Here is a 15,097-nt window from a genome sequence, read left to right on the forward strand (position 1 = left end):
TAAACCCCCGGAAAACCTGGAAGGACACCGGTCCTCTATGCGCACCATGATGCGGCGTCTGGCCGTCACCGCCGCGCTCGTCCTGAGCCTGGGTCTCGTCGCCGCGTGCGGCGACGACGAGCCCGCGGACGACGCCTCGGGCGGCAAGGCCGGAACCGGCGCGTTCCCGGTCACGATCACCCACAAGCTCGGCACCGCCAAGGTCGAGTCCGCGCCGAAGCGGATCGTCGCGCTCGGCGAGGTCGACCAGGACGCGCTGCTCGCCCTCGGCGTCACGCCCGTCGGCATGGCCGAGCTGACCGGTGTCCAGCCCGACGGGCTCGCCCCCTGGAGCGCGCCCAAGCTGACCGGCGGGAAGCCCAAGCTGCTCAAGGCCGGGGAGGCCGGGTTCAACCTGGAGGAGGTCGCGGCGCTGCGCCCCGACCTCATCCTCGCCGCCGGCGACTTCTACATCGACAAGGAGTACGGCAAGCTCTCCAAGCTGGCCCCGACCGTCGCGTACCAGACCGGGCCCGCCGAGGACGCCTGGCAGCAGATCACCATGCAGGTCGCCACCGCCGTCGGCAAGCCCGACGAGGGCCGCGCCCTGATCGGCAGGCTCGACACCAGCCTCGCCGCCGTGAAGACGCAGCACCCCGAGCTGAACGGCAAGCAGTTCGCGTTCACCAGCGTCTTCCCGAACGGGAACATCGGCGTGATGAAGGCCGACAACGACACCAGCGTCAAGCTGCTCAAGCAGTTCGGGATGGTGCTGCCCGAGCCCGTGAAGAAGCTGCCGGGCGAGGGCTTCGCCGCCGAGCTGAGCATGGAGAAGATCTCCATCCTGGACGTGGACGTCCTGCTCAGCCACTACAACGACGACCCGGCCACGCAGAAGAAGATCGAGGGCAACAAGCTGTTCGCCGACCTCGGCGCCGTCAAGCGCGGCTCGTACGTGGCGCTCGACCTGAAGTCGTTCTGGCCGCTGCGCACCCCGACCCCGCTGTCCGTCCCGTACGTGATCGACCAGATCGTGCCGAAGATCGTCAAGGCCGCCGCAGCGGCGAAGTCCGCCTGAGGCCCGCCTGATGCCGGAGGAGCGCATGCAGACCCCCGTCCATGACGTGGTGGGCATCGGGTTCGGCCCGTCCAACCTGGCGCTCGCCGTCGCACTCGACGAAGCGGACCGCGCGAGCGGCGGGGACGGGGCGGCCGGGGCGGCCGCGGACGCGCTGTTCTTCGAGAAGCAGCCGGAGTTCGGCTGGCACCGGGGCATGCTCATCGACGGCGCCACCATGCAGGTCCACTTCCTCAAGGACCTGGTGACGCTGCGCAACCCCGCCAGCCCGTACTCGTTCCTGGCGTACCTGCACGCCAGGGGCCGCCTCGTCGACTTCGTCAACCACAAGACGATGTTCCCGACGCGGGTCGAGTTCCACGACTACCTCGAATGGACGGCCGCCGCGTTCGCCGACCGCGTCCGCTACCGCTCCGAAGTGGTCGCGATGCGCCCGCACGACGACGACACCCTCGAAGTCGTCGTGCGGCGCGACGACGAGCTGGAGACGCACCTGACCCGCAACGCCGTGATCGGCGCCGGGCTCGAACCCGTCCTGCCGGAGGGCGTCCGGGCGGGCGAGCGGATCTGGCACACCGAGGACCTGCTCACCCGCCTCGCCGAACGTCCGGGCTGGAGCCCGAAGCGGCTCGTCGTGGTCGGCGCCGGGCAGAGCGCCGCCGAGGCCGTCGAGTACCTGCACCGCACGTTCGGTGACGCCGAGGTGTGCGCCGTCTTCGCCCGGTACGGCTACTCGCCCGCCGACGACAGCTCGTTCGCCAACCGCATCTTCGACCCGGAGGCCGTCGACCACTACTACACGGCCCCCGACGACGTGAAGCGGATGCTGTTCGAGTACTCCCGCAACACCAACTACTCGGTGGTCGACCTCGACCTCATCGACGAGCTGTACCGGCGCTCCTACGCCGAGAAGGTCGCGGGCGCCGAACGGCTCCGCATCCTCAACGTGTCGCGCGTCGAGGACGTCCGGGAGGAGCCCGGGGGAGTGCGGGCCCAGGTCCGGTTCATGGCGACCGGCGACGTGACCGACCTGGACGCCGACGCGATCGTCTACGCCACCGGCTACCGCGAGCGCGACCCGCTCGACCTGCTCGGCGAGGCCGCCCGGCACTGCCGGACCGGCCCGGACGGGCGCCCCGTCGTGGAGCGCGACTACCGCATCGCCACCGAGCCCGGCCCGCGATGGGGCGTCTACCTGCAGGGCGCCACCGAGCACAGCCACGGCATCGCGTCGTCGCTGCTGTCCATGACCGCCGTGCGCACCGGGGAGATCGTCCGCTCCATCGCCGGCCGCGCCGTCGCCCGCCGCTCCGTTCCCGTCGCCCAGGAGGCCTGAGATGACCAACCCGTTCGACGACCCCGACGGCACGTTCCTCGTCCTCGTCAACGACGAGGGCCAGCACTCCCTGTGGCCCGAGTTCGCCGACGTCCCCGCCGGCTGGACGACCGCGTTCGGCCCCGCGTCCCGGCCCGACTGCCTCGGCTACGTGACCGACAACTGGACCGACCTCCGTCCGCGGAGCCTCACCACCTGACGCCCCCGGCGGCGCGCCCCGCGCCCCGCCCCCACTGGTCCCGGGGAAGCCGCGCCGGGACGTCCTGCCTGGTAGACCACTATGACGGCCGGTCGTGTGACATTTCACGGCGGGCGGGCGCTGTACGGAGTGGGAGCCGGAGAGCGACGCCGCCGGCGGGCCGTGCAGGAGGGGGGCCCGCTCGGCGGGCCGGACGCACCGGCCACAGCCGGCGGGCTGGACGGTCCCGCGGTGCCGGGGCGGACGCCGCGGGACCGTCCCGCCCGCCGGCTCGGGGCACTCTCACGTCGACGGCGTCAGACCGTCGCGGGCCCCTTCCTTTACCGCACTGATTCCTTCACCGCACCGATTCGGCCGCTTCTTCGCGGCCCTCCGAGGCGTGCTCACCGGCGCCGGCGGCAACGCAATAAACAGGTTCTGGTCGTTGCTATGCCTGACGGGGAAAGATGATCGGTAGTGGGCGGGTGTGACGGACGAGGCGGGAGGGCGCGTTGATCCGGTCCGAAGCGGTCGCGGCCGGCGCGGAGGAGGCCGGTGAGGAGGACGCCACCGGGGGAAGAGCCGCCGCGGCGGCCCGCGAGGTCTCCGCCGCACTGGTCGTCCTGGCCGTCTACCTGACGTTCACCCACGTGTTCACCGGTCCCCGGGAGGTCAGCGACGCGCACGGGCGCTCGCTGCTCGACTTCGAACGCTGGGCGCGCCTGGACATAGAGCGCCCGCTCAACGACGTGCTCGTCCGGCACGAGTGGCTGGGCGCGGTCGCGGCGTGGGAGTACGCGACGACGTACGCGCTCGGCACGTTCGGGTTCCTCGCGTACCTGTGGTGGCGCAGGAGCCCGGCCTATCCGTGGGCCCGCAACACGCTGATCTGGCTGACGCTCATCGCGATCTGCTGTTTCGCGCTCTGGCCGACGACGCCGCCCAGGCTGCTGCCGGACGAGGGCTACACCGACATCATCGCCGTCCACCACCCGCCGGCGACCTGGGGGACCGGCGTGGTGTCCGCGGGCGCCAACCCGTACGCGGCGATCCCGAGCCTGCACATCGGATGGGTGGCGTGGATCGGCGCGGCGGCCGTCCGGGCCAGGAGCGGCGCCTTCGTCCTGTGGCTGTGCGGCCTGCACCTGGTCGTGACGGCCCTGGTCATCGTGTCGACCGCCGCCCATTACGTCGTGGACATTCCCGCCGGGCTGCTGCTCATCCCGGCCGCGGCGGGCGCCGAGCGGCTCCGCGTGAGCCTGGTGCGGCGGCGGCGCCGTCCGTCCGGCATCGTCCCCGGCGGCCCGCCCCGAGCCGCCCGCGGGGAGCAGCAGGTGGCCGCCGCCGACGCGTTCTTCCTGCACGTCGAGAGCGAGAACGTGCCGCAGGTCGTCGGCGGCGTCGCCGAGTTCGCCGGGCCGGGCCCGGCGGCAGGGCGGATGCGCGACCTCATGGCCGAGCGGCTGCCGCACCTCCCGCGGCTCACCCAGCGGATCGTTCCGGCGGGCCGGTTCCGGCGGGCCCGCTGGGTCGAGGCCGGCGCGATCGACCTCGATTGGCACGTCCAGGAGGTCGACCTTCCCGCGCCGGGCGGCCGCCGCGCGCTCGACGACCTCGTCGCCCGGCTGGTCGCCGACCCGCTCGACCACGACCGGCCGCTGTGGCGATTCTGGCTCGTCCGGGGCGGGACGCGGGGGCCGGACGCCGTCGTCATCCTCCTCCACCACGCCATCGCGGACGGGATCGGCGTCGTCGACATCCTGCGCGGCATCCTCGAACCCCACCTCCCCGACGCGGAGCCGATGCGGGGGCCCGGCGGGTTCGCGCGCGCCGCCGCCGTCGTCCCCGGCCTGGTCCTGCTCGGCCTGGACGGCGCCGCCCCGACCGTGTCCGTCTCCGGCAGGCTCGGGCCTGAACGCGCCTTCGAGACGGTGACGCTGCCGCTCGACCAGGTCCGCGACACCGCCAGGGCCGCGGGCGTCCGCGTCACCGACGTGCTGCTCGCGCTGGTCGGCGAGGTCGTCGCCGACGTGCTGGCCCACCGCGGCGAGCGGGCGGGCGGACGGGCCCTGCGCGCCGCCGTCCCGATGACGCTGCGCGCCCCGGCGCCGCCCGACCGGGGCCGGACCGCCGTGCCCGGCAACCTGACGGCCGCGCTGCGCCTGGACGTCCCGGTCGACCCGATGCCCGTCCGCGAGCGGCTCGCGGCCGTGCACCGGTCCGCCGAACGGCGCCGCAGGTCCGGGCGGGCGGTCGCCAGCACCGCCGTGCTCGCGTTGATCGGCGTGCTGCCGCCGCGCCTGCACGCCCGTGCCGCGCGCGGCACCTACCGGGCCCGGTTCTTCGGTGGAATCGTCTCCAACATGCCGGGACCCTCGGTGCCGATGTCGATGGCGGGCTCGCCGCTCGGCGACGTCCACCCGATCCTGCCGCTCGCGGACGGCGTCCCGTTCGCCGTGGGCGCGCTGAGCTGGAACGGGGCGCTGCACGTCGCGGTGACCGCCGAGCCGAGGCTGCTGCCCGAGGCGGCCGCGTTCACCGGCGGGATGGTCCGGGCTTTCGGGGAACTGGCCGCCGCCGCCGAACGGGAACGGGAACGCGCCAAGTCCGGCGAACACGGAGAACAGGGCGAGCAGGGCGAGCAGGGCGAGCGCGGTGCGGACGGCGGCGCGCGGGCCGGAACGCCCTGATGGCGTGGTCGGCCGGGTTCAGCCTGCTCGCCGCGTTCCTGTTCGCCGGGGCCGCCGCGCTGCAGTACCGCGCGGCCAGGCGCGCCGTGCACGGCGGCTCAGATGCCACCGCCGCGCACGGCCTGATCCGCCGCCTGGTGCGGGACCCGGTGTGGCTGACGGGGTGGGGCGTGAACCTGGCCGGGTTCTGCGCGCAGGCCATCGCGCTGCACTTCGGCTCGACCGCGATCGTCCAGCCGCTGCTGGTCACCCAGCTCGTCTTCACGATCATGCTCGGCACGGTCGGCACCGGCCGCCGCCCCGCGCGGATGGACCTGCTCGGCGGCGTCGCCGTGTCGGCGGGGCTCGCCGTCCTGTTCACCGTGCCGGGCGCGATCCCGCCGGAGGGCGAGCCGTCCCGGCCGCGGCTGTTCCTCGCCGGGCTGATCGCCGCGCCGCTCATCGTCGTGCTGTCCCGGGCGGCGTGGCTGCGCAGGGGCCCGGTGCGGGCCGCGCTGCTCGGCGTCTGCGCCGGGCTGTGCTTCGCCGCGACCGCCGTGCTGATCAAGCTCACCACCGCCAGCCTCGTCGACCACGGCGTCGCCGCCACCGCCGTCGACTGGCCCGGCTACGCCCTCGCCGGGAGCACGCTGCTCGGGCTCGTCATCGAGCAGCGGGCGTTCGCCGCCGGGTCGCTGCCCGCCGCGATGACCGCGATGACGATGACGAATCCCATCGCGTCCTACCTGGTCGCGGTGCTCGCCTTCCAGACCATGCCGCCGCGCACGGTGTCGGCGTTCGTTGCCGTATCGTTCACTGCCATGCTCCTGACCGCGGGTGTCGCCCTGCTCTCCCGCTCCGCGGCCGCCACCCGGAGAGAGGCCGCCGGCGCGAGGGAGCCGCGTTGATCACGAGACGGGCGCTGCTCGGCGGCATCGGCGGCCTGGGGGCCGTCACGGCGACGGGCGGCGCGGGGTACGCGCTCGTCCAGAACGGGTCGCTGCCCGGCAGGGTCCGCCTCGACCGCGCGCTCGGCCGGTGCGGGGACGTCCAGGAGCCGCCGCCCAGGCCCGTCAAGATCGAGTTCGTGACGTGGCGGTCGGCGCGCCGCCGGACCGCCGTCACCGCCGCCATCGTCCCGCCCGCGGACGGCCGCTCCCTGCGCGGGCTGCCGGTCGCGGTCGCGCTGCACGGCACCGGCGACACGGCGACGTCCGCGGTGGCGAACCTCAACCTGCACCACTACCTGCCGGACGCCGTCGCGAACGGCGGCGTCCCTCCGTTCGTCCTCGTCGCCGTCGACGGCGGCAGGGACTCCTACTGGCATCCCCGCGCGGACGGCGCCGACCCCATCGGGATGATCACGGACGAGCTGCTGCCCCGCCTGCGCGACCGCGGCGCCAGGACCGACAGCGTCGGCGCCATCGGCTGGTCGATGGGCGGCTACGGCGCGCTGGTCCTCGCCCGCCGGCTCGGCGCCGCGCGGACGGCGGCGGTCGTCGCCTCGTCCCCGGCCCTGTTCGCCTCCTACGAGGACGCGCGCGCCACCAACCGGCGCGCGTTCGACGGCCGCGCCGACTTCGCCCGCAACGACGTCTTCGCCTCACTGGACGCGCTCAAGGGCGTCCCCCTCCGGGTCGACTGCGGGAACAGCGACCCGTTCGCGGGAATGGCGCGCCGGTTCCGCGACCGGGCCCGGCCGGAAGGGGCGATGAGCGGCGGATGCCACGACGGAGCGTTCTGGCAGCGCCTCCTGCGCCCGCAGCTCGCCTTCCTCGGGCACCATCTCGCGTCCCGCTGAGGTCGGGCTCGGGTGGATCGGCCACGCCTCAGGCGAGGACGCGCACGCCGTCATGGCCCGTCCGGGGACGACGCCGCGCCGTCACGCGCCGTCCGAGCCGCTGGGCGGGACGCTCGACGTAGCGGTGCGCCAGCGCCGCGGAGCCGAGGACGGTCGTGACCAGCACCACCCCCCACATCATCCGGATCGGGCCGGGAAGGGCGCCGGGGTCGCGTCCCGCGGCGTGCCAGATCGCCTGGATGACCAGCGGATGCAGCAGGTACAGCGAGTAGCTGACGAGCCCCGACCACACCAGCGCGCGGGGCATCGGACGGTGCCGCAGCGCGAGCCCGGCGAGGAACGTCAGCCACGCGGCCCCCACCGCGACGGACCAGTCGACGCCGAGCGGGTTCGGGTTGGCGTTCACGGCCAGGGACGTCGGGGTGCGCATGCCCGCGACCAGCGAGAACGCGGGGACGACCGCGACCATCGTGACGGCGGGCCAGGCGCGCAGCCGCCCCTCCTGGATGCCGCGGACGGCCGTCCCGGCGAACATCGTCGCGATGATGCAGAGGCTCTCGATGGCGCCGATGCGGCTGTCGAGGACGAGCAGCCCGAGCGCCAGCGCCGCCACGACCGCGACCCCCGTCCGGCGGATGGCGCGCCGGCGGCTGACCATCGCCGCGAGCCCGCCGGCCAGGAACAGCGCGGCGGCGAGGATCGTCCCGCCCGGCCACCGGGACGCCAGCAGGCTCGACGGCAGCGCGACGCCGAGGATCGCGGCGCCCACGCCGAACCCCAGCGCGACCCGCGCGCTGGAGCGGTGCACGCCCGCGACGAACATCGCCGTCACGAGCAGATAGAAGACCATCTCGTAGGAGAGCGTCCAGTAGACGTTGACGGCGTTGGGCACGCCCAGGAGGTCCTGCAGCATCGTCATGTGCGCGAGCGCGGACGCCCACGGACGCTCCCCGAGCGCGGCGGGCAGCCCGTACGACATCCCGGCCGCGCCGAGCAGAAGCGCCAGCAGCATCGACACGCACCAGGCGGGGTACAGCCGGAAGAACCGCCCGGCCCAGAACCGCCGGACGCTCCCGCGCCGCTCCAGCGAGAACGGCACGACGTACCCGCTGACGAGGAAGAACACGAACACCCCGTACCGGCCGAAGTCGAACCACGGGCTCGCCGCGCCGCGCACCTCGGGCAGGAGCACGTCGAGGGAGTGCTCGAACACCACCACCAGCGCCGCGAGGCCACGCAGGGCGTCCAGCCAGTCCAGGCGGGGCGCCTTCTCCGGACGGGAGCCGATCTGCGTTTGCGGCGGAGTCAGGGTGTTCGTCGGCATTCGGGCCACCCTAGGGGCGGCGCGCTCGCGTTCTCCAACCGGTGAGTGACATTTCAGTTAACTCGGTGCACCGGCGGCTGACTCAGCGTGATGGCCGCGGGGGACCCGCGCGACCGGTGGAACAGGGCCGCGGTGACCTTGGCGACGTCGCTCCGCACCGGCGGCCGGTGTGACCAACTCCACAACTCCGGGACGGGTCAGCGCAGCCCGACCGCGCCGTACATGATCGGCTCGTGGCCCGCGCGGTACGTCCCGCCGAGCGCCCCGGCGGTGAGCGGGACGACCCCGGGGGAGACCGCCCGGAACGGCCCGAGCAGCCGCGCGACCTCGACGGCGCCGCGCGGGATCAGCGGGACGTCGCTCGCCTCCAGGTAGAGCCGCGCGGCCTCGGTGATCGCGACGGGCGCGAAGTCGGCGGTGACGTGCGAGACGAGCAGGGCGCTGCCGGGCGCGGCCGGGGCCGCCAGGGCGGCGACGAGGTCGGCCGCGCCGGGCAGGAAGTGCAGGACGGAGGAGAACACCAGCGCGACCGGCTCGGCCGGGTCGATGAGGCGGCGCACCTCCGGGCTGTCCAGGATCGAGCCGGGGTCGCGGAGGTCGGCGCGCAGGGCCGCGATGTTCCCGCCGTCCATGAGGAGCGCGCGGGCGTGCGCGATGACGAGCGGGTCGTTGTCGACGTAGACGATGCGGGTGCCATGGACGTGCCGGGCGGCTAACTCGTGCAGGTTGCCGGCCGTGGGCAGCCCGCAGCCGAGGTCGACGAACTGCCGGACGCCGCGGCCCGCGACGAGCCGGACGGCGCCGGCGAGGAACTCGCGGGCGGCGCGGACCGCGTCCGCCGCCTGCGGCAGGACCTTCAGGAGCCGGTCGCCGAGCTCGCGGTCGGCGGCGTAGTTGTCCTTGCCGCCGAGGAGGTAGTCCTGGACGCGCGCCGGGCCCGGCCTGTCCAGGGCGAGCCGCGTCTCCGGCACCCGTGTGCCGACCGTCGTCATTCGCTTCACCTGTCGCCTTCACGAAGAGGGGCGCGGGGGCGTGGCTCACCCTCGACGGTAGGCCGCGGAGGTCGCCGGAAGGTTGAGGCGCCGCGCGGCCCGCCCGAAAGGCGCCCGCGGCATGGCCGCATCGGGACAGCCGCGTTTGGCGGCCTCCGGCCGGTTCCGGCGCCGCGGGTGACGATGATCAGGAACGCGGCGGGCGAGCGGACGGTCGCCGACCGCATCACCGCCGCGCGACCCGTTCGGCCAAATGGCCGCTTCCGGCCATGACACGGACTTAACCGCCTCGCCGAATCGTTGTCGGACTCGATCAGGACCCCCGCCCCGGGGCGCGCCACATGAGCCAGACCGGCGGGGCTCCCCTGCCCGGCAGCCCCAGTTCCCGCGTCACCGCGAACCCGAACCGCTCGTAGTACGGCACGTTGTCCTCTTTCGAGCTCTCCAGGTAGGCGGGGACGCCCTCGGCGTCGCAGTGGTCGAGCCGGGACCGCAGCAGCGCCCCGCCGAGGCCGTTGCCCTGCGCGGGCGGATCGGTGCCGAGCACCGCCAGGTACCAGTGCGGCTCGCGGGGATGGTGCTTCTCGATCGCGCCGAGCGTGCGCAGCGAGGTCGGCGTCCGCGCGCCGAGGACCCGCAGCAGCGGCACGGCCTGCGCCACCTGCATGCGGAGCGGCACGCGCCACTGGCCGGGCGGGTCCCACAGCGCCGCCGCCTCCGTGCGCCCGTCGCGTCCCGCGAGCTCCGTGCCGCCGTGCGGGAGATGCACCTGGCGCAGCATGAGCTCGAACAGCCCCGTCAGCCGCCGGACGCGGGACGCGTCGTCCGGCAGCAGCCACCGCCAGACCGGGTCGTCGTCGAACGCGCGCCCGAGGAGCGCCGCGATCTCTGCGGCGTCGGGCGCCGCAGCCTCGCGGACGGCGGGCGGCGACGGCTGGGGCTTGTCTGTCATGGACACGGCTCTGTCATGGACACGGCCTCCTGAGGGACGCGCCGATCTTCACGGTCCACCCATGGTCCCGTCAAGGACCCCCGATCATGTCATGGATCCTGGACCACGCCGGGCCCCGCTCAGCGGCGCCCGCGGCGCCCGGCGCGGGCCTGCCCGAGCTCCTCCAGGACGAGGGCGGACCCGATGCCGAGGAGCCAGAAGTCCTTGGCCAGCGGAATGCCCTGCTGGGTGGGGCGCAGCCCGCCGGGCTCCCGCATGCCGGGCAGCCGCAGGTACAGGCCGGTCAGCCCGCCCGCGAACGCCGTGAGCGCGGCGCCCGCGAGGAGCGACGGCACCAGCGGCACCATCAGCGCGGTGCCGAGCGCCACCTCCGCGGTGCCGAGCATGCGGGTGAAGTCCCGCGGATCCTGGGACTCCAGGAACGGGTAGGCGGCCTTGGCCGTGCCGTGGGTCTGCTCGGCCGCCTCGTCCCCGCCCTTGAGCTTCGACAGCCCCGAGTTCACGACGAACGCCCCCACGCTGAGCCTGGCGGGCATCTGGTGCGCACGAGCCAGAAATCGCATCGTTCCTCATCGATGTCGGAAGATCGGGCGCAGTGGTTCATTCCCGTCATCCGCGCGCTACACCGGGCGGGCGGGTCAAGTCTCGGCATCCGGGGCGTCCGGTCGGCCCGTCGGAACGGAGGTCAGTGACGCATGTAGACGCGGACGGCGGTGCCGTCCGGGCCGGTGTGCATCCGGACGAGGTCGGCGAGATGGTTGACCATCAGGATGCCGCGGCCGCCGTCCGGGCTCATGTCGGCGGGGCGCCGCCCGGCCAGCGGGTCGGTGATCGTCCCGGCGTCGCGGACCTCGCAGACGACCTGGCCGTCCTCCGACCACAGCCGCGCCGTGCCCGCCCCGCCGCCGTGCAGGCACGAGTTGGCGGCCAGCTCGTTGGCGGCCAGCTCCAGGTCGCCGACCGCGCGCGGGCCGAGGCCGAGGCGCGCCGCCCACCGGGTGACGAACTCCCGGACGAGGGGCAGCGCGTCGAGGTCGAAGCTCATCGCGACCGCGGCGGACGGCTCCGGCAGCGGCCGGTTGTAGGCGCTGATGACGCGGTCGGGCGCGTAGTCGCCGCTGACGTGCTCGCCGTGCTGGTCGATCAGGACGGGGTGGGTGGCGCGGGCGTCGGCGATCGCGACGTCGTCCAGGCCGCTCACGTCGTAGGGGCACAGGATCGACACGCCGCGCCCCTCGAACGCCAGGTTGATCAGCGCCTCGTGCTGGGCGCAGGCGGGGTACTCGGTGGCGGAGCGGCCCGGCCACACCGGCTCGCCGATGATCCGCACCCGTCCGGCCTCGTGCCGGTCGGCGAAGTCGCGCAGCACGCCGGGGATGATGCGGCCCGGGTTGCGTCCCGCCTCGGACATGTCCAGCCAGGACACGTCCTCGGCCGCCCGGCCCACCGCGTCGCGCAGCGTGCGCAGCCGGTCGCCCGGCACCGCGACGGCGACGGGCTCGCCCGCCTCGCGGCCCGCCCGGATGAACGGCACGGTGCCCGCGAGGTACTCCTCGTCGTCGCGGTAGAAGAGGGCAGGGTGGACGAACGAGTCGCGCGGTGTCGTGCCCGGCCCCCCGGGCCCTGGGCTCATCGCGCGGTCACTCCGTTCGGGGCGGCGGTGGAATGCACGTGCATCGGGTCGAGGGTACGCGCCGTGAGCCGCTCGTGCGAGGCGACCCGTGCGCCGCGTCCCCCGGGGTCGGATGGGTCGCTTCGTCGAACTCTGGTCAACGTGACGATTACCCGCGCATGACCTCCGAAAAACAGGCGAAATCCGTAAAATCCTGGTTTCGAGTGCTGAAAGCGCTTCCGCGCGCCGTCGAATCGCTCCCGCCGTGCCGGCTCCGGAGGGCTCAGCGGTCGTGCAGGATCGCGGCGTCGACCACGTCGGTCAGCCGGCCGCGCCGCCGGTAGGCGCCGCGCTGGCGCTCCGCGCCCGTCCCGCCGGTGAGCAGGCGGCGCACGCCGCGCGTGACGGCCCCGAGGTCGCCGTTGTCGCGCAGCGCGGGCAGGACGTGCGCCAGCAGGTCGCCGGCCTGCTCCCGGAACCCGGCGGGGCGGCCCGTGCGCACGTCCACGCCCTTCCCGGCCAGGCCGTCCCGCGCGGCCAGCCAGTACGCGGCGCGCAGCAGCTCCTGCGGCGGGTCGGGCGCCCGCTGGCCCGCGTCCACCGCGGCGGCCGACACCTGCACCAGCGCCCGGATCAGCGCGGCGAACACGGCCGCGTCCGCGGCGGTCGGGGCGACGTCGCCGAGCCGGATCTCCACGGTCGGCAGCCGCGCCGACGGGCGCACGTCCCAGAAGATCGTGCCGGTGTCCATCAGCGCGCCGCAGCCGAGCAGCGTCGCGACGACGTCCTCGTAGTGGGCGGACGACTCGAAGAACGGCGGCGGGCCCGCGACCGGCCACCGCGCCCACGCCATCACCCGCCAGCAGGCGTGGCCGGTGTCGCGCCCCGCCCAGTACGGCGAGTTCGCCGCCAGCGCCAGCAGCGTCGGCAGCCACGGCCGCAGATGGTTGCTCACCTGGACCGCGCGCTCCCGGTCGGGCATCTCGACGTGGACGTGGCACGAGCAGATGCTCTGCTCGTCGTCCAGGCCCCGGTAGGTCGCGCGGCTCTCGGCGTAGCGGGCGCCCGCGCCGATCGGGGCGGGGAAGAGGTCGCCGAGCACGGGCGTCCCGGTCGCGGCGAGCCGGACGCCCTCGGCCGCCGCCGCGGACGCCATCGCCGCCCGCATCGCGCGGATCTGCTCGCCGAGCTTGTCGAGGTCGTCGCACGGCGCGGTCTTGGCCTCGGCGAGGAAGTCGACCAGCTCGGTGGAGGCGCGCTCGCCCAGCTCTGCCGCGGCCCGCCGCACGACGGCGGCGGCGCGCGGGACGACCTCCCGGGAGACCGGATCGACGACGAAGTACTCTTCCTCGATGCCGAATCGCAGGGCCATCCCACCACCTCGGGCTCGGGGGAGACGCAGGCGGCCGCTTCCCTTCGACCGTACGTGGCCGCCGTCCGGTTCGCATCTGCCGGACGGGCGCTAACCCGCCGCACGGGATGTCCTTGAAGCTCTTTTGACCCGTCTGACCAGCGTTGTTGTACCTGCGCGCCGTTACGGGCGCGGCACTACTGGCGGGCGTTGCCGGCGGGCGTCACTGGCGCGGCTCGTCGACGACGACGTCGGTCATGATGTCGACGGCGAGCGCGACGATGCCGCCGATCACGGTCACCGCGACGCCAGCCCCGAACACGATCCAGTCGGGTCCCATGACGAGGCCCACGCCGCCGACGATGAAACCGACGAAGATGATGGTCACCGCGACCCAGGACTTCGGGCGCCCGGCGTGGCTGCCAGTCGACATGCGTTGGTCTTCCTCTGCGGGATCCGTTGGGGCCTCGACGCCCGAACTCTAGCGACGCCCGAACTCTAGCAACGGCCCTCGCCATGGGGCCTTCCGGGGTCAGACGAACGCGCCGTGCCCCGTCGCCGCGCGCCCGACGATCAGCGTGTTGATCTCCCGGGTGCCCTCGTAGGAGTAGAGCGCCTCGGCGTCGGCGACGAACCGGCCGATGTCGTAGTCGAGGACGATCCCGTTGCCCGCCATCAGTTCCCGCGCCCAGCCGACCGCCTCGCGCATGCGGGTGGTGCAGTACGCCTTGGCCAGCGCCGAGTGCTCGTCGCGGTACAGGCCGTCGTCCTGGAGCTGGGCGAGCCGCACCACCATGCCGAGCGAGGCCGTCGCGTTCCCGAGCATCCTGACCAGCAGGTCCTGGACGAGCTGGAACCTGGCGATCGGCCGTCCGAACTGCTCGCGCTCCACCGCGTAGTCGCGGGCGATCTCGTAGGCGGCGAGCATGACGCCGACGGCCTGCCAGGCGACGCCGCTGCGCGTCCGGCGCAGGATGGCGGCGGTGTCCTTGAACGTGTTCGCCCCGGCGAGCCGGTCGGCCTCCGGGACGCGGCAGTCGGCGAGGGTGATGTCGGCGTTCTGCACGGTCCGCAGGGCGATCTTGTTCTCGATGCGGGTGGCGGTGAACCCGGGCGTGCCCTTGGCGACGACGAAGCCCTTGACCTGGTCGTCGGCCTCGTCCCTGGCCCAGACGACGGTGTGGTCGGCGAACGTCGCGTTCCCGATCCAGCGCTTGGCGCCGTTCAGCACCCAGTGGTCCCCGTCGCGGCGGGCGGTGGTGCGCAGGCCGAGCGCGACGTCCGACCCGCCCTCCGGCTCGGTGAGCGCGAACGCGCCGATCTTCTCCATCCGTCCCATCGCGGGCAGCCAGCGCTCGCGCTGCTCCGGGGACCCGCACCGGCCGATGCTGCCCATCGCCAGCCCGGCGTGGACGCCGAAGAACGTGGCCATGGACGGGTCCACCCGCGCCATGTCCATCGCGAGGAACCCGGTCAGCAGGCTGCTCGGCTTCTCGCCAGGGCACTCGTCGTGGGCGAGCCCGGCGATGCCGAGCTCCCCGTACTGCGGGATCAGGTCGAACGGGAACTCGGCCCGCGCCCAGCAGTCGTTCGCGATCGGCGCGACCTTCGACTCCAGGAAGTCCCGCACCCGCCCCACGATCTCCTTCTCGCGCTCGTCGAGGAGCTCCTGCATGTGGTAGAGGTCGCCGGGGAGCGCGTCGAGGGCCATGGCCTGGTCCTTCCCGGGCGCCGCACCGCTAACCGGGAAGCGCGCGCGGGGCGTCTTCTGGTCAGCGGGACCCGCTTTAGAGCCGCGTTCGGCCGCTCGCCTACGATCCAGGAC

At 74.0% G+C, this 15,097-nt stretch carries 14 protein-coding genes; 6 read left to right on the plus strand and 8 right to left on the minus strand.

The window, feature by feature from the left end; translation table 11 throughout:
- Window positions 1–37 precede the first annotated feature (37 nt).
- The 6 genes from ACH34T_RS10625 to ACH34T_RS10650 all read left to right on the plus strand — a co-directional run bounded on the left by ACH34T_RS10625 (window position 38) and on the right by ACH34T_RS10650 (window position 7,041).
- A complete protein-coding gene (locus ACH34T_RS10625; RefSeq protein ID WP_395991855.1) occupies window positions 38–1,057 on the plus strand; it encodes an iron-siderophore ABC transporter substrate-binding protein in 1,020 nt (339 codons plus the stop codon).
- Between the two features lie 25 nt (window positions 1,058–1,082).
- Window positions 1,083–2,393, plus strand: coding sequence for a lysine N(6)-hydroxylase/L-ornithine N(5)-oxygenase family protein (locus ACH34T_RS10630; protein ID WP_395991856.1), 1,311 nt, complete (start codon window positions 1,083–1,085; stop codon window positions 2,391–2,393).
- A 1-nt stretch (window position 2,394) separates the two neighbouring features.
- Window positions 2,395–2,592, plus strand: coding sequence for an MbtH family protein (locus ACH34T_RS10635; RefSeq protein ID WP_395991857.1), 198 nt, complete (start codon window positions 2,395–2,397; stop codon window positions 2,590–2,592).
- A 491-nt stretch (window positions 2,593–3,083) separates the two neighbouring features.
- Window positions 3,084–5,261: a phosphatase PAP2 family protein gene (locus ACH34T_RS10640; protein WP_395991858.1), complete on the plus strand. Its 2,178-nt coding sequence runs from the start codon at window positions 3,084–3,086 to the stop codon at window positions 5,259–5,261.
- Complete coding sequence (locus tag ACH34T_RS10645) at window positions 5,261–6,148, plus strand: DMT family transporter (RefSeq protein ID WP_395991859.1); 888 nt, start codon at window positions 5,261–5,263, stop codon at window positions 6,146–6,148. Before ACH34T_RS10640 ends, ACH34T_RS10645 begins: the two co-directional genes overlap by 1 nt.
- Window positions 6,145–7,041, plus strand: coding sequence for an alpha/beta hydrolase (locus ACH34T_RS10650; protein ID WP_395991860.1), 897 nt, complete (start codon window positions 6,145–6,147; stop codon window positions 7,039–7,041). The genes ACH34T_RS10645 and ACH34T_RS10650 overlap by 4 nt, the downstream gene beginning before the upstream one ends.
- A 28-nt stretch (window positions 7,042–7,069) precedes the next feature.
- Here ACH34T_RS10650 and ACH34T_RS10655 read toward each other — a convergent pair whose 3' ends face one another.
- From ACH34T_RS10655 to ACH34T_RS10690, 8 genes are all read right to left on the minus strand, one after another.
- On the minus strand, window positions 7,070–8,365 hold the full coding sequence (locus tag ACH34T_RS10655) for an acyltransferase family protein (RefSeq protein ID WP_395991861.1): 1,296 nt from the start codon (window positions 8,363–8,365) through the stop codon (window positions 7,070–7,072).
- Window positions 8,366–8,562: 197 nt separating this feature from the next.
- Window positions 8,563–9,357, minus strand: coding sequence for an SAM-dependent methyltransferase (locus ACH34T_RS10660; RefSeq protein ID WP_395991862.1), 795 nt, complete (start codon window positions 9,355–9,357; stop codon window positions 8,563–8,565).
- A 313-nt stretch (window positions 9,358–9,670) separates the two neighbouring features.
- Window positions 9,671–10,309 carry a GNAT family N-acetyltransferase gene (locus ACH34T_RS10665; protein WP_395991863.1) on the minus strand — a complete coding sequence of 213 codons (639 nt, stop codon included), beginning with the start codon at window positions 10,307–10,309 and terminating at the stop codon, window positions 9,671–9,673.
- A gap of 119 nt (window positions 10,310–10,428) precedes the next feature.
- The gene (locus ACH34T_RS10670; RefSeq protein ID WP_395991864.1) at window positions 10,429–10,872 is read right to left on the minus strand and encodes a hypothetical protein; all 444 of its coding nucleotides are present in this window, start codon (window positions 10,870–10,872) and stop codon (window positions 10,429–10,431) included.
- A 122-nt stretch (window positions 10,873–10,994) separates the two neighbouring features.
- A complete protein-coding gene (locus tag ACH34T_RS10675; RefSeq protein ID WP_395991865.1) occupies window positions 10,995–11,942 on the minus strand; it encodes an anti-sigma factor RsbA family regulatory protein in 948 nt (315 codons plus the stop codon).
- A 262-nt stretch (window positions 11,943–12,204) separates the two neighbouring features.
- Window positions 12,205–13,293 carry a glutamate--cysteine ligase gene (locus ACH34T_RS10680; protein WP_395991866.1) on the minus strand — a complete coding sequence of 363 codons (1,089 nt, stop codon included), beginning with the start codon at window positions 13,291–13,293 and terminating at the stop codon, window positions 12,205–12,207.
- A 202-nt stretch (window positions 13,294–13,495) separates the two neighbouring features.
- Window positions 13,496–13,705, minus strand: coding sequence for an HGxxPAAW family protein (locus tag ACH34T_RS10685; RefSeq protein WP_395991867.1), 210 nt, complete (start codon window positions 13,703–13,705; stop codon window positions 13,496–13,498).
- A 99-nt stretch (window positions 13,706–13,804) separates the two neighbouring features.
- Entirely contained in the window at window positions 13,805–14,983 is a 1,179-nt protein-coding gene (locus ACH34T_RS10690) for an acyl-CoA dehydrogenase family protein (RefSeq protein WP_395991868.1), read from the minus strand.
- Between the last annotated feature and the right edge of the window lie 114 nt (window positions 14,984–15,097).

This window comes from Actinomadura sp. 9N215 (genome assembly GCF_044326345.1).
In the GTDB taxonomy this organism is placed as follows: Bacteria; Actinomycetota; Actinomycetes; order Streptosporangiales; family Streptosporangiaceae; genus Spirillospora.